The organism is Paraburkholderia sp. RL18-101-BIB-B (assembly GCF_046026985.1).
In the GTDB taxonomy this organism is placed as follows: Bacteria; Pseudomonadota; Gammaproteobacteria; order Burkholderiales; family Burkholderiaceae; genus Paraburkholderia.
On the sequence record NZ_JARESV010000048.1, the window covers coordinates 1 to 19261 of the forward strand.

Sequence of the window (19261 nt, forward strand, 5' to 3'; positions counted from 1 at the left end):
CACCTACATGGCCTGCCAGGACCTGCTACGCGCTCTGGCCAGCTTTCTCAATCTGTCGATGCAGACAGGCGCGCATGTCGTATGCAGCGTCGGCAGCCGTGCTCGCATAGCCCTCACTGATGATGACCGTCTCGGCCTTCACCTCCAGCAATTCACCGTCGTCATCACGCACGCGATTGATGACTGTCTTCGAAAGACGCCAGACCCATTCGTCCAGCCCGATCTTGTCGCGGGACGGATACATGGTGCCCAAGATCTCGCCGTGGGCGAAGGTGAACAGGTCGTCCCGGGTCCCAGTAAATTGCAGTGGGGTATCGTTGTTTGTCAATTCATGTCCTCGTTGAAGGTTTTCGTCCCGCTGGCGCCGACCGTAATTACACATCGTCAACGCCCGCTTGATCGTCTTGGTCATCGTCATCGGTCAGCGCCGCAACCCTCGGCCACGGCTGCACGGCCCAACACGGCGGCTCATCAATCAGCGCGAAGTCGTACTCCTGCGGCTCGTCAAAGATGTCGTGATAGGTCTCGTCCAGTATCTGTTGCATGTACTCAAGGTCGCGCAGGCTCATGCTGTGCCATTCCTTGTAGTAACGGTGCTCCCCGGCGATAACTTTACGGGACGGGAGGTCGATGAGTATCCGGTGGGACATATAGGGATGACTCGCCCACAGGGATTCCCACCGACCAACGGCATAGCGGGGGCGCGGTGCACTCATCCAAACATCCCCGCGACACCGGCGCTGACTGGTTTGCCGCCCTCGCGATCGACGTAGAAGGCGACCGATCCGCCGACGACATCGAGCGAACGGATATGGATGGGTTGATCGGTCGTCGTCGCCGGCCGCTTCGTGACGTTGCCGGGGCGCACGACGTCCAGTGCGTTGTAGACGATCGGATAGTCGGTCATCTGCCCGGCCGCTTGGACGACCAGCCGGATGCAGTCGTGGCGCACACCGGCCAGTTCCGCCTCGATGATCCTGTTCAGGATGACGTCGAGCGCGGTGCTGTCGGTCGGCTGGGGCTGCTCGGGTTCTTCCACCATCAGGTGAACGATCGCGCGGACCAGTCTGGCGTTCTTCGCAAGCACGATGCGATAGCGTGTGACGCGCGGTTCGCGGTTCCTTGCCGGATAGATGATGTCCCTGAACGGGCTTCTGTAGATCATGGCTGTTGCCTCGGGAGTGTAGCCGTACCCCGTGTACGGTTCACTTACCAGGCTACGCGGCGCTGCACAAAGTCAAGGCAGCGCCGCGAGCGATCGGGCGAGCAGTCAGGCCGCGTGCGTGCCGTCCTGCACCTGCTGGGCGTCAGGCTTGCCGGACTCGGTGATCGTTTCGCGTAACCGTGTGGCGGTTCGGTGGCTCGACAGCCCCAGCAGGTTGCTCACCTGTTCGTTGGTTTTGCCCTCCAGCAGGTGCCTGCGTCCATAGGTGTTGCGCAGTAGCCGTGGGCTCTCGTCGGCGGCCGCCGCGTCAATCGCGTGCAGCGCGCCGCGCACGCACTGTCCAAGGGTGACAGGCTTCATCGGCTTCCCGCCAGCCGTCGCCATGAACAGCAGCCCATCGCTTGCCGGAAGTCCGGCGCGCGCCTTCGCGTACGCGCGTAGAAGGTCAACGGCGAACGGGTCGATGGGGACGCGGCGCGCAATGCGCGGCCCGCGTTTCCGGACGAACACGCTGGCTCGCGCGCCCACGTCGAGGTCGTCGACTGTGAGCGCGACTAGCTCGGCTGCGCTGATGCCGCTGCCGAGCAGCAGCGCAACGATCGCGCGGTTGCGCATCTCCTTGAACGACTCGAAGTCCGTGATGCGGCAAAGATGCTGTAGTCGCAAATCTTCGCCGGGCCACAGGAACACCGGCATGGGCTCGTCCTCTGGCCAGTGCTCGCGGGGCAGCAGGGCGGCGGCGGGGTTATCGGTGCGCAGGCCGAGTAGCGTCAGATGGCGCGACAGCCGGTCCATCAGTTTCAGGTATCGCAGACGCGTCGACGTGCCCGGCGCGCAGTCGCGATCCAGATCGGCAAAGAAGCCCTCGATGTGGTCAGTGCCGAACTCCATCAGCGTGACGCCGTGACCTGTGAGGTACCGGTAGAAGCGGGCGAACATCGAACGGTGCTGGACGATTGAGCGCTCCGCGAACGTGCGCCGATCCGCGCCAGTAGCCTCGGCGCGTTGCCATTCGCCATAAGCCGTTTCCGGGTCAGACCGCCAGAGTTCTGCATCCATAAATGTATATACTGAAAGCGCGCCATCCCGATCATACGCGAAGCTGCCGCTTCGCCAAAACCGGCTCCCAGGGGAAAGGGGTCACAGCGACAGACAGGCGCAGGGAAGGGCGGAGCAAATCATGGGCGGCACGGCGAGAATGAATCTGTGGCCTATCGTACGGTTCGCCATCCAATGTCAAGGCGCGGCGAGCTCGCACGAGAGCGCGCCGCAAAGCGCGATGAGTCGTGATGAGCCAGCTATCGCACCGGTGCAGGAAGCTGCTTTACCGCATGATGTGGCGGACGCCTGACGGGATCGTCGATGCGTTTGCGCCGTGTGCCACGCGCGAGGACGAAGACCCGCGAGTCTTTGAAACGCAATGAAACGGCGCGCATGTCGTTGGACGGACGAACCGCCCGCTGTTTCTGACCCGCGATCCAACGTTGATCGCGCGATGGGCCGATCTGCGTGCGGAGCCGGCCGCAGCCGACGGAAACGCATCAGTCACCAAAGAGATCGGGCGTCGAGCCGCTCTGCTGCAACTCCGGAAAATCGCCGCGACGGATCTTGGCAAGCGTCGCCGCGGGCAGCCACGTTTCCTCCATCGCGTCGATGCCCCGCTCGATGACTGCTGCAGGAAAAACGACTGCCTGCGGCCCGTTGTCTCTGCAAGCAGCCGCAGTCTGTGCTCGATCTGCGGATCAACGCGCACCGCTACCACCTTCAACTTTCGTAGGGTCGCAGTCTTGCGTGCGTGAGACTCGAGAGCGGCCGTTGCCAGCTGCGATCCGGCTCAGTGCCAAGGTGGTTCAATTTGCCAGAAATGCGAGCCTCTTAAGATCCCGTTGGGGTCGGCGGCGGATCGAACGCAGGCCCGGCCGGCGCGCTGAGCCAGGACAAGCCTTGTGTCGCCAGCGCCCGACGAATACTGGATTCGCCGGCAACGGAATCGAGCCGGACAATTTCGGAGTCTTCGCATTCCCACCACGAGGCAGTCATAGGCGGCGCAAAAAGCAGCACCACACTGTCAGCACCACCCTGCCGCGAATGCCATCTTAGTGCCGCGCCCTTCTGATGGCCAGCTGCCGCCAGTTGGCGCATCACGCGCTCGGTGACCTGGTGAGTCGCCTGATGCTCGGGCTGTCTCAACCACTGCTCCCACCTAGAGTCGAGTAAGGAATTCGGGTCGACTATCTCTCGGCGGTACGGCGCCCTTAGGTCGATGAGGGGCACGCTCACCGAGAGGGTCAGCCGTGCGAGCACCATCCCCTCTAGATGGCTGGGGTCAGTGTAGACAGAGCCTTGCCGGACAGCGGCATCCCGCAATACTGTCTCCCAGAGCGCGGCTGCGGGCGTGTCCCCCGCGTAGAACATGCTGTGGGCGCCATCGCGCCACGCCAACCGTGCTTCCGATCGTGGATTGGGCGATGTCGCCGCATAGTGGCCCGGACAGACGTGCCAATAAGAACCTCCAGCCGGTAGGTAGCCAACGTGGACTCGATGAAGCACGTCACCGTCACCACCGGGCATCGTTGTCTCCATGGAACTCTTGCTTTGCGACTTCAATCACCCGCTTCGCGTCGCTCGGGAACACTGCTGCGGGCGCTTCGTTTCCGAGCTGCGCGTGAGGAGAATAGAGCCAGAACGCACGACGCCAGCCGCCTTTATCGTCGTCGGCTCCCGGCAACACCGCGAGCAACTCCGCAACTTCCGGGCGGACTTGGCCATGAGCGTCGAACTGTATGTCAGGATGCCGGTAAGTCCGCTCCGGTGCGTCCCAGACGCCCAGTAGGGCGCCGTTCGAACGCAGTCGAGCCGCGTATTGCGCCGGGTTTTTGCCGACCGAAACGCCGGCCATTTCCGCGACGCGCTTGCCATCCGGCCAGCGCTTTGCCAAAAGCTTGTTCCGGAAATCAATCGCGGCTTGGTGTGACTTCGCCGACGATGCGTCTTCCGAGATTGGTACCTGCGGGCGATCCTGCTCACGAATCGAATCCAGTAGGTAGAGCACATCGCTGAGCTCGCCCTCAACTGCAAACACCCTGCCCACGCTCCCAAACGATCGGGCCAAATCTCGCCACGAATGCACCGGCAATTGTTGGACGGCTCCGGTGGCGTTTTTGGCTTCAAAAAAAATCCATTCGCCGGAAACCCGGTTCACTGCCAAGTCGGCGATCTGTTCCCTAAGAGCCGAATCAGGACGCGCCATTTGCTTCACGAGGGCGAAGCTCTCCACAAAAGACGAGAAGTTTGCTGCTAGAGCAGTTTGACTCTCGACGAGGCGAGAGAAAAAGACTCTAAGGCGTGCCCCGTCGTTGGAGACGTCGACCAGCGCCTCTGCGTCGTCAAGTTGACCAAATTCGATTACCGGAAGGTCGCCCTTCCGTGCCACCTCGACATAACCGACCGAAGACATACCTCCTCCGCATGATCTGTAGGCGTACTGCCCGTAAGGAAAGGATACTCCGGGATATCCTCGTTATCAAGCTTATCCTCGTTATCGCGGTCGGGGTGAGATCGCATGGGCGCTGAGTGACAAGAAAAAACTGACAACCGTGATGCGCTTCGATGCAAGTTAATTTCACCGACGCCGCTAATCTCACGGGTTTGTTGCGTTATTAAACCAGGTAGCGACGCTAACGACGGTCGGCTTCGCCAGAATCGAAATTTTATTTGTCGAGGCCATTCTGAAATGTCGGGGTCCCAGCAAGATACAGATGTCCGTATCGGTTGAACAGGAAGTGGTGTTAGCGGCGGTGTAAAAGCGTCATTAGATGGCGGCGCAAAGTTGAGTAGAAGCGTCAACAACAGGGGCGGTTATGGGCCGCTGTTGTTGGGTGATGGCCATCAGAATGGATCGTCGATGTCGCGAGGGTGAGGATTGTCGGGAGGCGCGCGCTGTTCGTGCAGCAAGTCATTGAGCGGAATCTGGTAGTGCGCGGCAATACGCTCGCGTAGATCGTCGATGAGTTCGACGACGGCGAGCGCCTGATCGGCGGACCAGTTGTCCGGGATCAGGAAGTCGAGCCCGTGAGTGTTGCCCGAAGGCAGGTGAAGGCGCTTCATGATTTCTTCTTCTCCATACGTGCCGCGCTGCGTTTCTTTGCGCGCTGCTCGGCACGTTCACGTGCCTCCTTCACCCGGTAGGACTCGCCTTCGATCGCGACGACTTCGGCGCGATGGACCAGCCGGTCAACCAGTGAGACGACGCAGGCGGCGTTCGGAAACACCTCCGACCATTCTGCGAACGGCCGGTTTGTCGTGACCACGGTGCTCGCTGCGCCGTATCTGCGGCTAATCAGTTCGAACAGCAGGTCGGCGTGGCGGTTCGAGTAGGACAGATATCCGACCTCGTCAATTACAAGCACATCAGGCGTGGCGTACCGGTGCAGCCGCCGACGTAACGCCGAGTCACTGTCAAGCGCGGCGAGCTCGCCGAGCATCTGGCCAGCGGTTGTGAACAGCGCGGTGTGCCCGCTAACGAGCGCCTGGTATGCGAGGTTCAGCGCCAGGGTCGACTTGCCCACGCCGTTCGGGCCGATCAGTACGACGTTGGCGGTGTCCCTGACGAACTCGAGCGACATCAGTTCTTCGACGGCGCCCCGGTCGCAACGCGTGGGCCAGGCCCAGTCGAAGTCGCACAGCGGTTTGAAGCTGCCCAGATGGGCGTCCCGGATGCGCCTCTCGAGTGAACGGCGGGCGCGTTCGTCTTCTTCCCACTGCAGCAGCGGCGCAACCCAGTCGGCGTCAGTAAGTTCCGGCCAATGCGCCAGCAGCCCGTACAGGCGTAAGGCGTTCGCGCGCTGCTGCAGGTTCTCAGCCGAGCTCATCTGTACCTCCCGTTATCTGGTCGTAGATGTCGAGCCGGTGAGGGGTCACCAGCGTGTCCTTGCTACGCACGTGCTCGGGCAGGTTCACCATCACGGGCGGCGGTACCTGGCGCGACTCGCGCCGACGCTCCAGCGCCAGACGCACCGGATTCTGGTGAGGCGCGGCATCGCTGGCGAGCGTTTCCTCGATCGCTGCCTGCAGTTCGGCTGCACCATAACGGTCGAGCAGCCGCAGCAGGTGGGCAGTGATATTGCCCAGATTGGCGCCGCGTTCAGCCGCGCGCAGCATGAGTGTGTGACTGGCCGGCGCTGCGCGGGCGAGATGATCGAGGCCGCGATGGTGACGCGCTTCGCGTTTGCGTGCAACGAGGGCGTCGATGTGCGCGGCAATCTCGATCTGCGCGCCGCGATCGTAGCTACGCACATGAGTCGCAAGCAGATCGGCGCCGTCGAGAATGCGCACCTGCCGGGGATCGGCCCGAACCGTAAGCACGCGCCGCACGTGGGTATGCGGGATCGTGTAGTCATTCAGGTCGAAGCGCACATAAGGCTGCTTGCCGACCTTCACGGCCTGTTGCAGCTCGCAGGGATACGGATTCTCCGGCAACGCAAGCAGGCTGGGCTGCTCGCGGGCGAACGCTTCGCGCACCGTGATCGTGGGCTCTTCCCGGCAGGGACGATCGGCCGCCATGCCCGCGCACCATTGCGCGGCCTGGATGTTCAGATCGTCGAGATCGGCGAACTTGCGCGCGGCAAAGAAACTCTCGCGTACATATCTGATAGCTCTTTCGACGCGTCCCTTCTCGTTTCCTCTGGCCACTGCCACGGGACGGGGCTCGAAGCGATGATGAGCGGCGAACGCCAGAAGCGTCGGGTTGAAGCGGATCGCATCACCCTGACGCTCGAGCACAGCGCTCCTGAGATTGTCGTAGAGGAGGATCCTTGGCAATCCGGACCACGCCGCGAACGCGCCGGCGTGGCCCGCCAGGAAGCTGTCCATGCGCGCATCGAGGAAGAAGCGCAGATAGATCTGCCGTGACCACGAAAGCACCATGACGAAGGCCATCAGTGGCCGGCGCGCGCGCCCGATCTGCAGGTGATCGAAATGGGCCCAGTCAACCTGGCCCTGCTCTCCGGGCAAGGTGCGCAGCCGCAGATAAGCCTCTGGCGTAGGACGCGGACGGTGTACCGCGATCAGGTGGCGGAAATGATGAGGGTTGCCACGGTAGCCGCGCTCGGTGACCATCGCATACAGCCGGCTGGCCGTGAGCGAAGGAAACCTCCTGAGCGTGTCAAGGATAAACGGCAGGTAGGCATCGATCTGCGAAGGTCTGAGCATCCCGCCGACGCGGGGTAGACCGGCCTGCGCCAGCACGCGCTGGACCGTGCCACGGTGCACGTGCAACTGTCGTGCGATGGTGCCGCAGCGCCACTTCTCGACGTGGTAGTAGCGCAGGATCTGCGCCTCCAGTTCAACTTCGATGGTCATGGGTCACTTCCTGTGCAGTAAGTAGCAGTACGAACATCACGGAAGACCCGACGGCGTAGTGGCCCGATGCGCACAAAGGCCGGACAGACGCAGTGACAGAAATGACAATGCTCAGGCGCAGATGGGGCGGTGGCGGGGACCGCTGCTCTTGCCGCCGACGTCGTCGAAGTCGGTGCCAGTAGAGCATCGGTGGCAGGCACAGCGGAACCGTGATGCGTCACTTTATTCTGGCGGCTGCGATAGCGGCGCATCCGTTCGGCGTGCGCAAAGCGGCCGTGACGACTGCGCTGATAGCGCTGGCCAGCTTCGCGCATGCTGGCTTGACGCGCGACCTCAGAGCAGTCGCCGTCGCAGTAGATCTGACCGCGGTCGCAACGGCGGCAAACGATGACCTGCGCCCGGCAGCGGGCGCACACAAAAAGGCGGCCGGTGGCCGGCATCGGCAATCCCCGTCAATGCCGAAACGCTATCGACGGGACTGATGGGCCGTGCCATACTGGTCCGGCACCCGTGCCCCATGCGCGTGTAGGGCTCGACATCGGAGTGAACTTGGCGGTTTGAGCCGGTGTCGGGCCTGTTTCTTCGACGGTAAGCCTTCTTCTACCGCATCTCGACCTGAGCGTCACCACTTCCTGAAACGAGCCGCGTCGGGTGCGTCTGCACTCGCCCTACGGGCTCCTTCCGACGCACCCGGTAGCGCCCCCGCTGTTCGCGCAAACCATTCCCAAACCGCTCAGCAGAGCGTGACCATTCCGCATCTCTGATCGACGCCGCCGTTTAGTGTCGGCTTCTCACAGCCGTTCACAAGTGGCGATCTATCTCTCTGGTTTTGTCGTTACACATTGTTGAAGGACGGCGTGTGAACGGGCAGGGCGTGTCAGTCCGTTCAGCGGGATCCTGCGGTCCGCCGCGTGGGTTTGATGGACTGGCTTGGAGGTTTTGCGTCCGGTTGTGCGATCAACTTGAGCGCGGCATTCATGTCCTCGCGCGTGAACTCGCGCTGTTTCTTCGTGCCCGGCAGGCGTTCCTTGCTACGCACTTGCGCGCCGCGATTGGTGCGGGAGGGCGATCCCGACACAGGGCGGTTATCGCGCTGTGCCTGCATCGCCTGGGCGACCCTCAGTGCATGGCCGAGCCGTTTGTGCTCAACCACGGCCCCCTGGTCGATTTCCGCGAGCTTGTCGTACGGTACATAGGGCAGCGCCACGCCGTCCGCACGGATCTCGATGCGACCGTCCGGATACTCCCACACGTCAATGTAGTGGCCGATCAGCTTCCGGCTGATCTCGGTTTCTTCCAGAAGATAGATCATGCGGTCATTCAGCACGGTCAGCGAGTCCGACACCTTGCGCTGGACCCGCCACGTCAGGATGGTGTCGAGATTCTCGTCATCGCGCAGCGGCCGGTGCGCATCGTACGTGCTTCTGGGCGGCTTCGCGAAACGCGCGTTATAGGCGGCCATGAAAGCGGAGGCATACGCGTTCGCGACTTCGATGGTGCTGATATCGCGCAGCCGCAGTTCCTTGACCAGCCGGTCCTGCAGCGTCAGGTGGGCCCGTTCGACGCGCCCCTTGGCGGGGCTGCTGTTGGCGCAGAACGTGTCGATGTTCAGCTCGTACATCGCGCGGCCAAACTGCGTGACGCCCCGCGCGCCGGTGCGGCTGTGCGTTGGCCGGAATACGCTGGCCCGGTCGCTGTAGAACGCGACCGGCTTGCCGTAACGTTCGAGATACGCACGCGTCGCCTCGAAGTAGCTGAACGTCGACTCCGTGGCCGTGAAGTGCAGCGCCATGATCCGGCTGGTGGCATCGTCGACATACACCAGCAGCGTGCACGCCGGCGCGCGCTCCTCGAACCACGCATGGTCGCTGCCGTCGATCTGGATCAGCTCGCCCAGACACGCGCGCCGGGCGCGCGGCTGGTGGATCTTCGGCGGGCGCTGCTGGCGCGGAATCCATAAGCCCGCATCGGTCATCAGATGCCGCACGGTTTCCTTCGACAGCGTGACGCCGTGGCATTCGTGCAGCTTCTCGCACGCGAGTGTCGGCCCGAAGTCGGCGTAGCGTTCACGGATGATCGTCAGCGCCCGCACAGCCAGTCCTTCATCCAGTTTCCGGTTGCCCGGGCGATCGCGTCGGCCCGAGCACAAACCGGCGGCACCCGAAGCCCGATAGCGGATCACCAGCCGCTCGACCTGGCGCACGCTGAGCCCGAGCCGTTCAGCAGCTCGCCCGGGCTTTAGCCCCAGCTCCACAATCGCCTGAATCACCTTGAAACGGTCGAGTTCGCGCATGTTCAGTGTCACCAGTTCGGCTGCACGCATGTCGGGCTCCCGCAATCAGACCGGAAACGCCGAGCATGGCATCAGCTGCAAAACACGACATCTGTATCTTGCTGAAACACGACATTCTCATATTGCCGCTACATTATTTCTGGTGATAACTTTCATTATGTCAAATCGCATGGCCAGAAGTTAGGTCGGGTCCAACGCGTGCGTGAAAAGTTGGTCACGGCGCTACAGGCTTTGGCCGAAGGCAAGCCGCATAATGATGCGTCACGCAACTAGAGTCCCGCAGGGCGCACTCCGCCTCGCGTCTTTGGTCACGCGTCAATTTCTAAAGGCGGTGAACTTGGACTACTGGGAGCGGACTGTTGTGTCATTTGGCAGAGTCGAAGCGTACGCGAGGCGTCGCCGCCGGCTCGTGCCGATTGTTGGAACGTCAGTGCATCTGTGTCTTGAAGAAAAGAGCGAGATACGAGCGGCTTCCTCGCCACTTCTTCATCTCACGGAGGGCGCACACCCAAGTATTGAGCGCCTGTCCAATCTTCTTCCATCGCTTGGCTCAGTCACTTGGGCTTTTGATGAAATAACAAGTGAACTCGTGACAAATGCCGACGGAATCCGGATAAGCCTGATGAACACCAATCCCGGAGGCGAAGATACGCTCACAATTGAAGGCGCGCTACGCGGCATAGCCGCGCGTCTTGTAGTTGCAATCACGTATGCTCGATGACACCTGCTCTAGTCGAATGAGAACTTGCCGCGGTACTTTTCCGTTTCCGCGGCCTGCCGCTCTGCAGCTTGCTTCGCTTTGTGCGTCTTGACCAAATCTGAAATTTTTGCCAGCAATTGCTCGGCAGTCGGACTCGAGTGGTAAGCCTCGACACTGACCATCGAAAATTGAGCCGGGATGCAAGCTTCACGGTCGCGTGCCAGATAGACACCGGCGAGCACGACATCGTCATCGAGCAGCATCTCGACACCTTCATAAACGGTGGCGGCATCGCTGCTATCAAACGACATCGGCAGATACCACACGCCCCGTAACGTAGATACAGTGCCGTCCAGCTCCGCGGTCACGGCGTGGCCGTTCCCGCGAGTGAATCCGACTGTCACAGGTATCGGTCCGCCGGATATGCCCGACAGGCCGATATTGTATTTGGCGAAATCGTCCCGCTGGCTCCACGACGGATAGTGCCTCGTCTCGAGGTAAGCGGTAATCAGGGCGACGTCCAGTCCCTTTTCCCGAACGATTGCCAACGCCCTCTTCTTTGCTTCCTCAACGCTCATGTCGTCCGCCTGTGCTGAACACGGTCGCCGACCATGCGATCAACCGCATCGACGAACTCGCACCGTGGGTCATTGCCGATCAACTCCGCACCGCAGTCTGAAGATCACAATCTCCAGTCAAGACGTTGCTGGTGCCACGCTTATCTAACAATTAGCTCAAGACGGCCTTCAACGGTAAGCGCTGCTGGGTGAAGGCGACAAATAGATTACGCATTGAAGTTGAGAAACTCCGGCGGATACGCCATGCAGGCGTATCCGCTTCGCGGGCATAAGGGCGCTCTTGGCCGCGCAACCAGCATCAGTCCGGCTCCCCTTATATCTCACAACACCGCTGGCTTGCTCGGCAACTCACTTTGCCGCTCCTGCTGGGCAGGGAAGTGCCTTTTGAGCAGTTCGCTCACCTGCTCGACGCCGTGTAGTACGCCAGCCTCATAGTTGCCGAGCCTGAAATTCTCCTCCATGCTCTGACAGATGGTTTCCCACTCGGCGGCGTGCACCTGAGCATGAACCCCTCGGTCTGCAACTATTTCCACGTCACGGTCGGCAAGCAGGAGATAGATAAGTACGCCATTGTTGTGCTCCGTGTCCCACACCCGAAGCTGCGAAAAGACGTCAATCGCCCGTTCTCTTGCAGACGTGTCGGTCAGCAGTTCATCGATTTGAAGCGCTCCCTCGACCGCAAATCGAACCTGTCCTACATGGGCTCGGTGGCTTGCCTGAATCGCTTTCTCAATCGCGTGCAGCGTGCGAGGAGGAAAGGCAGTGTTCACATTCCAGCGCGTCAGGAGCAGGTGCCTTACTATCCGTTTGATTTCCATGCCTACCACCTGCCCGAGGCGCCGCCACCACCAAAGCCCCCACCGCCCCCACGAAACGTTGTGCGGCTGGACCCGCCCCCGGGGCCGCCAATGGCACGCCCTCCAACGAACGCGCCCAACCCGCTACCCAATAGGGTAAAAGCCAGGGCAATGGCACCCGCGACGATTGCGATTAAAACCGTCCCGGACAACAGCCATGCAACGACCGCGATGGCGCCGCCGGTCACAACTGAACCGACCAGGCGTCCCAGCACCGAACGAAGCACGCCCCCTGCCACCAAAGTCAGTACGAAAAGTACGGGCAAATAGCCCCGGACGCTCCCCGAATCTCCGCCAGTCTGTCTATCTGGCGGTGGCAAAGGCTCGCCGCTGATGACGTTCATCATGCTGCTGACGCCCGCCGTGATGCCACCGTAAAAATCTCCCTGCCTGAATCTCGGAACAATCACCTCATTGATGATGCGGCTGCTGGTAGCGTCGTTGAGTACCCCCTCGAGGCCATAACCAACCTCAATGCGCAGTTCCCGGTCATTTTTTGCGACGATGAGAAGCGCGCCGTCGTCGACACGCTTGCGGCCGAGCTTCCATTGCTCGACAACACGCATTGAATATTGCTCGATGGTTTCGGGCCGTGTCGTTGGCACGATAAGCACGGAAATCTGACTTCCTTTCTTCGCCTCGAAATCCTGTAGTGTCTGCTCGAGCGACGCGCGCTGCTCGGCGGTGAGCGTCGCCGTCTCATCGGTGACGCGCGCAGTCAAAGCAGGGATTGCAACATCTGCGCTGACAACAGACGACAGGAATGGGATGAGCGCGAGCGATGCAATTCTCGCTGCCTTCAGGATGTTCAATTGGACGCTCCACTCGCCGGGGCCGGGGCCGCGTCGAAATTGACCTGCGGAGGCCGAGCAATCTCGGCTTCATTCGACACTGAGAAGTTGGGCTTCTCCTTATAGCCGAAGACACTCGCCGTCAGGTTGGACGGAAACGAGCGCACTGTTACGTTGTAGTCCTGCACCGCCTTGATGTAACGGTTTCTCGCAACGGCAATCCGGTTCTCGGTCCCTTCGAGTTGCGCCTGCAGGTCACGGAAATTTGCGTCCGACTTCAATTGCGGATAATTCTCTGACACGACCAGCAGCCTTGATAGCGAACTCGTCAACTGGGCCTGCGCAGCTTCAAATTTCGCAAATGCTTGCGGGTCGTTAATGAGCTCCGGGCTTGCCTGCACCGAACCCACTCTCGCGCGGGCTTCCGTCACACGCGTAAGCACTTCTTTTTCCTGGCTCGCATAGCCCTTGACTGTATTCACGAGACTAGGGATAAGGTCGGCGCGACGCTGATACTGATTCAATACCTCAGACCAACTCGCCTTCACCTGTTCGTCCTGCCCCTGAATAGCGTTGTAACCACAGCCGGAGATTCCCAGCACGACTACCGCCATCAACCACGTCAAAATTGCGCGCATTGGGATATCCCTGTCTTCTGTCTGGTTCCTTCGCATTCTTCTGGCCGCCAGTCACCACCGGCGACAGCCTCAAACCTGCCAGCGACGGCAATTTCAGCCTACGCCGGACCAGTCGACCGCAATTGACGCAGGTCAAGTTCGTTCCGGAGTCACACTCCCCGGTTACCAGAATCTGTTTTTCCGACGTGATGGGCGGGGTCAGGACGAAAGCAGCATGCTTTCTGACCTCCACGGAGAGGCCAAGCGCCGTCGCGCGGTGCAACGACCCTGTGTCAACCTTCAGACAAATATGCCTCCCCGCCGCGACGTGTCTTCTTTGAGCTAGGTCAATTAGGTCTGCGTACTCGTCGATACAGTGTATGGTATGCAATGAATAGCTCGGGAAAAATCATGAACAGCCGACCGAAAACATCGACTCTCGCATCGATTGCTGGGTCGCTCATTGCCCTATCACTCACATTCGGCTCGGCCATCTCACAAGGCGCTTCACCGGATGTTGACGAACACGGCCACGGCCCGGGCGCTTCACAAGCCGCAAAGGCGTCGAAGGCGCAACCAAAATCGCTTACCGACGCCGACGCTCAAATGAAGAAGATGCAGGAAATACACGAGCGGATGATGGCGGCAAAGACGCCTGAAGAGAGAGCAACGCTGATGGATGAGCAAATGCAGGCCATGCAGCAAGGGATGGCCATGATGAACGCCATGAAAGAACCTCACGGCGGCATGGGCTCAAACCGCATGCGGGACGACATGATGGAAAAGCGCATGGACATGATGCAGATGATGATGACCATGATGATGGACCGCCAATCCGTTCAAAGCGCGCCGACCGGCAAATGACGGCGCAAATGCCGAGGAGTCAAGCATGAACATGCCTTCTCAGGAAACACGGCCATTCTGGAAGTCGCGCGGCGCCATCGCGTTGGTGGGCTTTGGGGCGGTGGCCGCCTTCTTCATGTTCTCCGAGCATCGCGCGCATTTTCTCGGCGTGCTGCCGTATCTCCTGTTCCTGGCGTGCCCGCTAATGCACCTGTTCATGCATCACGGACACCATCACGGCGCTCACGGCGGTGCGCACCCTACAGATACGAAGGGAGGTCACGATGAGCGACCCAGCTAGCGGCTACGGATTGTGGGGACTGGTTGCAATCAACTCCCTCATCTTTATTGTCTTCGCGTTCAGTTTCTTCAAACCGAACACCGCCCGCGACTGGCGAACGTTTGGTGGATTCTCGGCATTTGTTGTAGCGCTGTTCGCCGAGATGTATGGCTTTCCGCTCACCCTCTATCTTTTATCCGGGTGGCTGCAGACTCGTTTTCCACAAGTGAATCTGTTGAATCATGACTCCGGCCACATCTGGTGGACGATGACTGGGCAGCACGGCAACCCGCACCTCGCTTTTCCTCACGTCGCCAGCATTGTTCTCATCTTCGGCGGCTTCTATCTGCTGTCAATATCGTGGCATGTGCTCTACGAGGCTCAGCGTGCGGGTCAGTTGGCAACGACGGGTCCGTACGCGAAGGTCCGGCACCCCCAGTACATCGCCTTCGTCGTTATCATGACCGGCTTTTTGCTGCAGTGGCCGACGCTCGTCACAATCGTCATGTTTCCGATTCTGGTAGCCATGTACGTGCGTCTTGCGCGGCAGGAGGAGCATGACTCGCAACAGCGGTTCGGCCAAGCCTGGCGAGATTACGCCGCACACACGCCACGCTTTATTCCCAGGTTATCCGGTAGCGATACTGCGCATGTCCAATGACCAGTAGCTGAGAGGCTTCGATGTCCGAGTCAAACGTCCACACGAAAACGGCCGCCCACATCCCCTCTGGGGGTGTGCCTGTGGATAAAGGCAGGGCTGGAGTCGTTGACCCGGTATGCGGCATGAACGTTACGGAGGACGCTGCGCATCGGTATACGTATGGTGATAAAACGTACTACTTTTGCAGCAGCAAGTGTTTCGACGCCTTTCGCGCCGCGCCGACGAAATACCTTCGTCCTGCAGTGACGAAAACTCCCTCCGCAGCAATCGGACCGGGCACCGTCTATACATGCCCGATGCATCCGCAAATACGTGCGTCAGCGCCAGGCAACTGTCCTATCTGTGGCATGGCGCTGGAGCCAGTCACACCGCTCGCGGCCGAGGAGCGGAATGTTGAACTCGAGTCGATGACGCGTCGGTTCTGGGTCGCGCTCGCACTCTCGGTACCGTTGCTGGTGATGACGATGGGGCCGATGTTCCTGTCATACGACTTCAGCGCCACCATTAACCGGCTCGGTAACTGGTTGACATTGCCCCACTGGATGCCTGCATCGTGGGCACAATGCGTTCAGGCGGCACTCGCCACCCCAGTCGTTCTGTGGGCAGGCTGGCCGTTTCTCGAGCGTGGCTGGAAGTCATTCCGGACGTGGCAACTGAACATGTTCAGCCTTATCGGGCTGGGCGTTTCCGCCGCTTACTTCTTTAGTCTGTTCGCGCTGTTCTTCCCGGAGGCATTGCCACAGGCGTTTCGACATGGATATGAGCTGCCACTTTACTTTGAAGCAGCGTCAGTCATCGTCACGCTGATTCTTTTGGGACAGGTACTGGAGCTGCGCGCACGCTCCCGCACTTCGAGCGCTATCAAGGATTTGCTCAATCTTGCGCCGCATACGGCAGTCCGTGTAACGGCCGACGGAACGGAGGAATCCGTACCGCTCGAAGACGTCGTGATTGGCGACACGCTTCGGGTGAAACCGGGCTCGAAGGTTCCGGTCGATGGAGTCGTCACCGACGGACGCTCAAGCGTCGACGAATCCATGATTACGGGGGAGTCCATCCCGTCGGAAAAGGTAGCAGGTAGCAAAGTGACAGGTGCCACGGTCAATCAGACGGGTACGTTCCTGATGCGTGCGGAAAAGGTGGGAGCCGATACGCTGCTGGCGAGAATCGTCCAGATGGTTGCTGAGGCCGGTCGTTCTCGCGCACCCATTCAAAAGCTGGCTGACCTGGTGTCGGGCTGGTTTGTGCTGGCTGTCATCGCCATAGCTGGGGTTTCGTTCGTCGTCTGGGCTGTCATAGGACCGGCCCCGGCGCTCGCGAACGCGCTGGTCGTCGCCATCAGCGTTCTCATCATCGCGTGCCCTTGCGCGCTAGGACTGGCGACTCCTGTCTCCATCATCGTAGGGGTCGGGCGCGGCGCCAGGGAAGGCGTTCTCATCAAGGACGCGGAAGCACTCGAATTGATGGAGAAAGTAGATACGCTTGTCGTCGACAAGACTGGCACCCTCACGGAAGGAAAACCTCGCGTGCAAACCGTCGTGGCTTTAACGGGCCTGTCAGAATCCGCAGTCCTGAGCTATGCAGCCAGTCTTGAGAGACCCAGCGAGCATCCCCTGGCGCAAGCCATCGTTGCACAGGCGCAGGAGAAAAAGGCGGACACGAAGCCCGTTGAAGCATTCGATGCTATCGTCGGAAAAGGTGTGAGTGGTCGGATTGATGGGCACGTCGCTTTGCTCGGCAACACGGGGCTCATGGACGACGCGAAAGTCGACTGCGCTGCCGTGAGCATTGACGTGGACCGGCTACGCGAAGCCGGCCAGACGATTATGTACCTCGCAATTGATGGAAGGCTCGCGGGCTATATCGGCGTGGCCGACCCGGTCAAGGGAACAACAGCAGAGGCGGTTCAACTTCTGAGGGCGTCTGGCATCAAAATCATCATGCTGACCGGCGACAACCCAGTCACCGCCAACGCGGTAGCAAAGACGCTGTCGCTTGATGGCGTCAAGGCGGGCGTTCTGCCGCAGGACAAATACAAGCACGTACAGGAGTTGCAGAATCAAGGGCATGTCGTCGCGATGGCAGGCGACGGCGTCAATGATGCGCCGGCTTTGGCACAGGCCAATGTGGGAATCGCGATGGGAACTGGAACCGATGTGGCCATGAACAGTGCCCGCGTTGTACTGGTTAAGGGCGACCTGCGAGGTATCGCGCGAGCCCGGGCACTGAGTGTCGCAACGATGAAGAACATCCGGCAGAACCTCTTCTTCGCGTTCGCATACAACGTAATTGGAATCCCGGTCGCAGCGGGCGTGCTGTATCCCTGGCTGGGCATCCTGCTCAGCCCGATAATCGCGAGCGCGGCAATGGCATTAAGCTCAGTATCGGTCATAGGCAATGCTCTTCGCTTGAGGGCGGCACGCACGTAGCCGTGCCTCTTACCGGCGAAAGGGTACCTAGTACCTGTAGCTAGATGGAGCGCGACTTCGCACTGTCGGCCCTCACCGACGGGTACGAACCCGCGCCCGCGCGATTAATGCATGTTCGCGTCACCCGTCCGTGACTTGCCGTTCATTCCTTCCAGTGCATGGAAGGTCGCGGCGCCATCAATGCGCCTCGCCAGCCAGGTTCTCCAGAATCGGACAGTCAGGGCGTGAGTCACCCTTGCAGTGGGCCGCAAGATACTGGAGCGTATCTCTCATTTCTATCAGTTCCTGAATGCGCAGGTTCAAGTCGGCAATATGCTCATTTGCAAGCCGTTTGACCTCGCTGCTGGACCGGCCGTGGTTTTCCCAAAGAGCCAGCAATACCGCAAGCTGCTTCGTGGAAAAACCAAGATGTCGAGCCTGCCGGACGAAGCGCAGCACCTGGACATCCTTGGGCGTGTACACGCGATAGTTCGACTCTGTCCGCGTGGCAGCCCGAATCAGGCCTGTTTCCTCGTAATGGCGAATCATCTTGGCGGACATGCCCGACGACTTCGCGACTTCGCCAATATTCATCGCTCCCCCTCACACAACGGTCGCTCCACCAGTACAGGTCATTGTTGGCCTTCCCACGATGGGAAGGTCAAGGAATTTTCGACGTCGGCATGGACCGCTACCCGTTGCCGCCGTCTATCGATGACGCCGCATCGATGAGGGGCGCTTTAAGCATCAGGATACGGTGCACGGGGCGCCCGCCGTCGTTTGGCTCACGGAGCCGCCTCGGAAGCCGTACGCACCCGGAAAAAGCGCTCCACCGGGAGGACCGCGACGATTCCGTCTTCCCCGGCAGCACCGTGTGTGACGTCCATGATTGCCTGAACCAATACATCAACGCCCTCGCTCTGGGTGAAAACCTCAATCTTGATGTGCTCGGAAGTCCAGTCGTTCGAGAAGGGGTTTGGGTGCGCTCCGAAGCCCTTGACTCGGGTGACGGTCAGTCCGTGAACGTGAATTGCTCCCAACCGCCGCTCCAGTATCTCCACGACTTCGGGCCGAACAATTGCAACAACGCATTTCAGTTCCATGTTGTCCTCCGTGACCGAGGAAAAGCAGCTGTCGCCTAGCCTTTCGGTGCCCACTTCGCATCGACGGCTGCCTGAATCTTGCCCGCATCCTGAACCCCTGCCTGCGTCATCTGGTAAGCAATCTCAGCGGTCCCCTGACAAACCGCACACGTCACCGCCATCTGGTCTTCGAAGCACTGGAGATTGGAGCGGTGCACACCGCGATTTTCGCAACCGCACCAGCAGTAGAGCTTGTTGAGCACGGCAGGAATCTGTGTTGCGACCCAGTATGCGTGCTTGACATCCTTGTCGGCAAACTCATTCGGGTTCAGGACGTGAGAAGCATCTGACCGCCCACTTGGGATGATGCGCAACCCGCCTGGACGCAGCATTCCGACGTGCCAGGCGGATGCTTGCTGGACTTGACTGGATGGTCTTGCTGCCTTCACTGTCGAGACAGCCTCATGTCGCACAAGAGACGGTCCCCAAATCATGGCTGCAGGTATCGCGACAACCAGGGCAAGCAGGAACAGCAGGTGCAGCAAAGCTTTTCTGGACAGCCTGACGCGTTCAGCGGACCTGGCCGCCTTGCTTTCGGGTGTATGACGCTTCATTCTGAATCTCCC

21 protein-coding genes are annotated in these 19261 nt (G+C 60.3%); 4 read left to right on the plus strand and 17 right to left on the minus strand.

Going from position 1 to position 19261, the window contains the following annotated elements; all coding sequences use genetic code 11:
* Positions 1-25 precede the first annotated feature (25 nt).
* The 14 genes from P0D73_RS37690 to P0D73_RS37755 form a co-directional block, all read right to left on the minus strand.
* A complete protein-coding gene (locus tag P0D73_RS37690; protein WP_408259063.1) occupies positions 26-418 on the minus strand; it encodes a hypothetical protein in 393 nt (130 codons plus the stop codon).
* A complete protein-coding gene (locus P0D73_RS37695; protein ID WP_408259061.1) occupies positions 375-569 on the minus strand; it encodes a hypothetical protein in 195 nt (64 codons plus the stop codon). The genes P0D73_RS37690 and P0D73_RS37695 overlap by 44 nt, the downstream gene beginning before the upstream one ends.
* Positions 570-712: 143 nt before the next feature.
* A complete protein-coding gene (locus P0D73_RS37700) occupies positions 713-1165 on the minus strand; it encodes a hypothetical protein (RefSeq protein ID WP_408259059.1) in 453 nt (150 codons plus the stop codon).
* A 105-nt stretch (positions 1166-1270) separates the two neighbouring features.
* The gene (locus P0D73_RS37705; protein WP_408259056.1) at positions 1271-2224 is read right to left on the minus strand and encodes a tyrosine-type recombinase/integrase; all 954 of its coding nucleotides are present in this window, start codon (positions 2222-2224) and stop codon (positions 1271-1273) included.
* A gap of 816 nt (positions 2225-3040) precedes the next feature.
* Positions 3041-3748, minus strand: a complete 708-nt coding sequence (locus P0D73_RS37710; RefSeq protein WP_408435192.1) for an RES domain-containing protein — start codon at positions 3746-3748, stop codon at positions 3041-3043.
* Entirely contained in the window at positions 3723-4622 is a 900-nt protein-coding gene (locus P0D73_RS37715) for a hypothetical protein (RefSeq protein ID WP_408259050.1), read from the minus strand. Before P0D73_RS37715 ends, P0D73_RS37710 begins: the two co-directional genes overlap by 26 nt.
* 431 nt (positions 4623-5053) lie before the next feature.
* Positions 5054-5272, minus strand: coding sequence for a hypothetical protein (locus P0D73_RS37720; protein WP_408435194.1), 219 nt, complete (start codon positions 5270-5272; stop codon positions 5054-5056).
* Complete coding sequence (gene istB / locus P0D73_RS37725) at positions 5269-6036, minus strand: IS21-like element helper ATPase IstB (RefSeq protein ID WP_408435196.1); 768 nt, start codon at positions 6034-6036, stop codon at positions 5269-5271. The genes P0D73_RS37720 and istB overlap by 4 nt, the downstream gene beginning before the upstream one ends.
* Entirely contained in the window at positions 6023-7525 is a 1503-nt protein-coding gene (gene istA, locus P0D73_RS37730) for an IS21 family transposase (RefSeq protein ID WP_408435198.1), read from the minus strand. The genes istB and istA overlap by 14 nt, the downstream gene beginning before the upstream one ends.
* Before the next feature lie 886 nt (positions 7526-8411).
* Positions 8412-9848, minus strand: coding sequence for an ISNCY family transposase (locus P0D73_RS37735; RefSeq protein WP_408435200.1), 1437 nt, complete (start codon positions 9846-9848; stop codon positions 8412-8414).
* A gap of 699 nt (positions 9849-10547) precedes the next feature.
* The gene (locus tag P0D73_RS37740) at positions 10548-11096 is read right to left on the minus strand and encodes a hypothetical protein (RefSeq protein WP_408258547.1); all 549 of its coding nucleotides are present in this window, start codon (positions 11094-11096) and stop codon (positions 10548-10550) included.
* 320 nt (positions 11097-11416) lie between these two features.
* On the minus strand, positions 11417-11914 hold the full coding sequence (locus P0D73_RS37745) for a TPM domain-containing protein (protein ID WP_408258544.1): 498 nt from the start codon (positions 11912-11914) through the stop codon (positions 11417-11419).
* Positions 11915-11916: 2 nt separating this feature from the next.
* Positions 11917-12765, minus strand: a complete 849-nt coding sequence (locus P0D73_RS37750; RefSeq protein WP_408258541.1) for a TPM domain-containing protein — start codon at positions 12763-12765, stop codon at positions 11917-11919.
* On the minus strand, positions 12762-13382 hold the full coding sequence (locus tag P0D73_RS37755; protein WP_408258538.1) for a LemA family protein: 621 nt from the start codon (positions 13380-13382) through the stop codon (positions 12762-12764). Before P0D73_RS37755 ends, P0D73_RS37750 begins: the two co-directional genes overlap by 4 nt.
* A gap of 390 nt (positions 13383-13772) precedes the next feature.
* On the opposite strand from P0D73_RS37755, the gene P0D73_RS37760 reads away from it, so the two are divergent.
* Genes P0D73_RS37760 through P0D73_RS37775 form a run of 4 tightly spaced genes read left to right on the plus strand, consistent with a single transcriptional unit; the run spans position 13773 to position 17574 of the window.
* Positions 13773-14225 carry a hypothetical protein gene (locus P0D73_RS37760; RefSeq protein ID WP_408258535.1) on the plus strand — a complete coding sequence of 151 codons (453 nt, stop codon included), beginning with the start codon at positions 13773-13775 and terminating at the stop codon, positions 14223-14225.
* A gap of 25 nt (positions 14226-14250) precedes the next feature.
* A complete protein-coding gene (locus P0D73_RS37765) occupies positions 14251-14505 on the plus strand; it encodes a DUF2933 domain-containing protein (protein WP_408258532.1) in 255 nt (84 codons plus the stop codon).
* Entirely contained in the window at positions 14489-15145 is a 657-nt protein-coding gene (locus P0D73_RS37770) for a methyltransferase family protein (protein ID WP_408258529.1), read from the plus strand. Before P0D73_RS37765 ends, P0D73_RS37770 begins: the two co-directional genes overlap by 17 nt.
* A gap of 20 nt (positions 15146-15165) precedes the next feature.
* Complete coding sequence (locus P0D73_RS37775) at positions 15166-17574, plus strand: heavy metal translocating P-type ATPase (protein WP_408258526.1); 2409 nt, start codon at positions 15166-15168, stop codon at positions 17572-17574.
* A 177-nt stretch (positions 17575-17751) separates the two neighbouring features.
* Here P0D73_RS37775 and cueR read toward each other — a convergent pair whose 3' ends face one another.
* The 3 genes from cueR to P0D73_RS37790 form a co-directional block, all read right to left on the minus strand.
* Positions 17752-18147 carry a Cu(I)-responsive transcriptional regulator gene (cueR, locus tag P0D73_RS37780; protein WP_408258523.1) on the minus strand — a complete coding sequence of 132 codons (396 nt, stop codon included), beginning with the start codon at positions 18145-18147 and terminating at the stop codon, positions 17752-17754.
* A 191-nt stretch (positions 18148-18338) separates the two neighbouring features.
* The gene (locus tag P0D73_RS37785; RefSeq protein WP_408258520.1) at positions 18339-18656 is read right to left on the minus strand and encodes a P-II family nitrogen regulator; all 318 of its coding nucleotides are present in this window, start codon (positions 18654-18656) and stop codon (positions 18339-18341) included.
* 35 nt (positions 18657-18691) lie between these two features.
* Positions 18692-19249 carry a PCYCGC motif-containing (lipo)protein gene (locus tag P0D73_RS37790; protein WP_408258517.1) on the minus strand — a complete coding sequence of 186 codons (558 nt, stop codon included), beginning with the start codon at positions 19247-19249 and terminating at the stop codon, positions 18692-18694.
* Positions 19250-19261 lie beyond the last annotated feature (12 nt).